At 70.8% G+C, this 3,696-nt stretch carries 3 protein-coding genes; 1 reads left to right on the top strand and 2 read right to left on the bottom strand.

Features of this window, described 5'->3' with window-relative positions:
- Nucleotides 1–278: 278 nt before the first annotated feature.
- Entirely contained in the window at nucleotides 279–1,457 is a 1,179-nt protein-coding gene (locus D183_RS0104305) for a benzoate/H(+) symporter BenE family transporter (RefSeq protein ID WP_026144183.1), read from the top strand.
- A gap of 21 nt (nucleotides 1,458–1,478) precedes the next feature.
- Here D183_RS0104305 and bphP read toward each other — a convergent pair whose 3' ends face one another.
- Together bphP and D183_RS0104315 are read right to left on the bottom strand one after the other, a co-directional pair.
- Nucleotides 1,479–3,383 carry a bacteriophytochrome BphP gene (bphP, locus tag D183_RS0104310; RefSeq protein WP_017907910.1) on the bottom strand — a complete coding sequence of 635 codons (1,905 nt, stop codon included), beginning with the start codon at nucleotides 3,381–3,383 and terminating at the stop codon, nucleotides 1,479–1,481.
- Nucleotides 3,380–3,696, bottom strand: a 317-nt coding sequence (locus D183_RS0104315; RefSeq protein ID WP_017907911.1) for a biliverdin-producing heme oxygenase, incomplete at its 5' end; no start/stop codon positions are given. The genes bphP and D183_RS0104315, both read right to left, overlap by 4 nt.

Genomic DNA, 3,696 nt, shown 5'->3' on the forward strand with positions numbered 1-3,696 from the left:
TCGAAGCGAGCCGGCCATATTAGCCGACTTTTTCACGCTGTCAACACCCGATGTTCGCTAGGTGTTTCCGGCCCCGCCGGCCTCTGTCGCGCCGAAGCTCGGCAGTTGCGTAGCGGGCCGCGCAGTTTAATGGCACCGAAAAAAAGGTCAACCGTTTTTTGCGCGCCCTTGCAGCGCTGCGTGCTGCCACACTCTCCTCTCTATTGGTAAGGGCGCGGCACAGCCGATCGCCGGCGTTTGCCCGAGAATGCAGGCTGCGCTCCACCATGGAACTCCGCATGACCGCTGCTGCCCGCGCGCTCTGGCGCGACGCTTCGCTGCCCGCGCTGATCGCCGGCTTCGTCACCGTGCTGGTCGGCTTCTCCAGTTCGGCGGCGATCGTGTTCGAGGCCGCGCGCAGCGTCGGCGCCTCGCAGGCGCAGATCGCCTCGTGGATGTGGGCGCTGGGGCTGGGCATGGGCCTGACCTGCATCGGGCTGTCGCTGCGCTACCGGATGCCGGTGGTCACCGCCTGGTCCACGCCAGGCGCGGCCTTGCTGATCGGCAGCGGTGGCAGACTGCCGCTGTCCGATGCCATCGGCGCCTTCGTGGTGGTGGCGGTGTTGTCCACGCTGGCCGGCTTCTCCGGCCTGTTCGAACGCCTGCTGCGGCGCATTCCGCTGTCTCTGGCCTCGGCGATGCTGGCCGGCGTGTTGCTGCGCTTCGGCCTGGACGTGTTCGTGGCGATGCAGCACCAGCTCGGCATGGCGCTGGCGATGTTCGCCACCTACCTGCTCGGGCGCCGCACCTTCCCGCGCTATGCGGTGATCGCCACCCTGCTGGTCGGCATCGCCGTGGCCGCGGGCAGCGGCACGCTGCACCTGGAGGCGGCGCGGTTGCGCCTGGCGCAGCCGGTGCTGGTGTGGCCGACGCTGTCGTGGCAGGCGCTGTTCGGGATCGCGCTGCCGCTGTTCGTGGTGACGATGACCTCGCAGAACCTGCCTGGGGTCGCGGCGATCCGCGCCTCCGGCTATGCGGTGCCGATCTCGCCGACCATCGGCTGGATCGGCGTGGTCAATACGCTGCTGGCGCCGTTCGGCGCCTACGGACTGAACCTGGCGGCGATCACCGCGGCGATCTGCATGGGCCGCGAGGCGCAGGAGGATCCGCAGCGGCGCTACATGGCCGCGGTGTTCGCCGGGGTCTTCTATCTGCTGATCGGCGTGTTCGGCGCCACCGTGGCCGCGCTGTTCGCGGCCTTTCCCAGGGAACTGGTGATGGCGATCGCCGGCATCGCGCTGTTCGGCACCATCGGCAACAGCCTGGCCTCGGCGCTGCGCGAGGAACATGAGCGCGAGCCGGCGCTGATCGCGTTCCTGGTCACCGCGTCGGGACTGTCGCTGTTCGGTATCGGCGCGGCGCTGTGGGGCCTGCTGGCCGGTGCGGCGACGCTGGCGCTGTGGCGGCGCAGCCGCTGAGGCCGCGCCGCCGCACCGGACTCAGCGCGGGTCGCGCAACTGCAGCAGCCAGTGGCTGGGCACGCCGGAGTGATCGGGCAGCGGTTCGAAGTCGAACTGGCGGTGCACGGCCGTGGTGCCGTCCACGCGCAGCGGCAGGGTGACGTAGGCGGCCCGTCCCTGCCGCAGCAGCGTGTCGATGCGCTGGGTCTCCGCCAGCACGGCCTCGCTGGCATACAGGCGCTCCAGGTCGCAGCCGATCAACTCGGCGACTTCGCGCTCGTACAGGGCGGCAAAGGCCTCGTTGACGAAGGCCAGGCGGCTGCGCCGCGCGCCCTCGCCGCGCTCGACGATCGCCACCGGCTCGCGCAGCCGCGACAGCGAGGCTTCCAACAGGGCGAAATCCTGCTGGAAGCGCTTGCGCTCCATCAGTTCGATCAGCACCCGCAGACTGCGTGCCGATTCCAGGCTGATCGGCGACCAGGGCCGTGCGCGGCCACGCACGGTCTCCTGCCACAGGTCGAAGCTCTTGCGCGGCGACAGCCGCGAGCCGGCGATGTCCTGCAGCTTGGCCAACTGCGGATTGCCCGCCCAGTTGACCGTGCGCACCTGTTCGCGGCGGGTCCACAGCAGCGCGCTGCGCGCCTGCGGCATCAGCGGCACGAAGATGAAGCCGGCCGCCAGCGGGGCCAGATCGGCCAGCGCCGGGAAGGTCTCGCCGATCTGGTCCGAGTGCAGGGCGCCGACCGCGTCATGGCGCAGCGCCTCGTGATGGGTGGACTCGATCTGCTCGCGGATCCGCGCCAGGTCCTCGGTGGCCGGCAGCATGCCGTGGCGGGTGACGTGGTCGCCATGGAACACCGCCACGCCGTCGGCATCGACCACGTCGAGCAGGTCCGAGGCCATCTCGTCGAGCATCGACGCGGTGAGCATCTCGGCGTCGTTGAAGTTGGTGATCAGCTTCTCGCGCACGGTCAGCAGCACCGACTCGGTGCGCGCGCGCGCCACCGCGGTGATCGCGCCGATGCGCCCGGCCAACGCGCGGCTCAGCGCATCTGCGACATCGCGCATCTCGTGGTTGCAGAAATACGGGCGGTAGTGATGGCAGGCGATCAGGCCCCACAGCGCGTCGTTGACCACGATCGAGGCCACCAGGGTGGCGGTGACGCCCATGTTGGCCAGGTATTCCAGGTGCACCGGCGAGACGCTGCGCAGGCTGACGTCGCTCAGGTCCACCGGCGCGCGCAGGCGCGGATGCAGGGTGGGCTGGATCGGCGACGGCACGTAGCCGACGTTGGCGATCTGGCGCACGCGGTTGCGCAGGTACAGCGCGCGGGCCTGCGCCGGAATGTCGCTGGCCGGATAGTGCAGGCCGAGATACGGCTCCAGTTCCGCCGCGCGCGCCTCGGCGACCACGTCGCCGTTCCAGTCGTCGTCGAAGCGGTAGATCATCACCCGGTCGTAGCCGATCAGGCTGCGCAGGCTCTTGGCGGCGCGTTGACAGGCCTCCTCGATGCTGTGGTCGGCCTCCAGCCGGCGCAGCACCGGCAGCGCTTCGCGCAGGGTGGCGTCGGCCAGCGGCGCGTCGCGTGGCTCCAGTTCCAGCAGCCACTGCTCCGGATACAGATGCCAGGCGCCGACCCAGCGCTGCGTGGCGGCCGCGTCCTTGAACCCCACTTCGACATAGGCCAGGTCGCTGCGCTCGGCCGCGTCTGGCAGCAGCCGCGTGCGCGGATCCTCCAGCACGAGCAGGGCGTCGTAGCGCTGTCCGAGCAGTGCGTCCAGGGACCGGCCGAACAGGTCGGCGGCACTGGCGCTGGCCTGGACGACGCGCCCGTCCTGCGGCTCGATCACCAGCAGCACGCCGTGCGGCTGCACCGAGCCGGGGATATGGATCGGCTCGCGTGCGCAGGCGTCCATGTCCAGGGGCACGACGATGTCGCTCATGCGGCGATCTCCAGGGCGAAGTGGGTGTGGAAGTGCGCGAACATGGCGCGGGCGCCGTCGACCGCGGCCTGCTGCAGCGGCGCGGTCGGCAAGGCCCGCTCCAGGCGCTGCTGGAAGTGTCGCCAGGCGGCCGGGTCGGCATGGCCGAGTTCGAAATAGGACAACGCCGGCGCGGCGCCGGCCAGGGTCTGCCGCAGGTGCCGGGCGATCACCCGCCCGCCCAGGCGCGAGCCCTCGACCACGTAGAGCATGCCCCAACGGGTCCCGGCCTCGGCGGCCGGCGGCAGCGGTTGCGGCGCTGGCGGCGCTGCCC

It is taken from the genome of Xanthomonas sp. SHU 199 (assembly GCF_000364665.1).
Classification (GTDB): domain Bacteria; phylum Pseudomonadota; class Gammaproteobacteria; order Xanthomonadales; family Xanthomonadaceae; genus Xanthomonas_A; species Xanthomonas_A sontii.

Bases quoted from the DNA above. Each gene is read 5' to 3' on its own strand.
- D183_RS0104305 (WP_026144183.1), top strand. From the start codon at position 279: ATGACCGCTGCTGCCCGCGCGCTCTGGCGCGACGCTTCGCTGCCCGCG.
- bphP (WP_017907910.1), bottom strand. From the start codon at position 3,383: ATGAGCGACATCGTCGTGCCCCTGGACATGGACGCCTGCGCACGCGAG.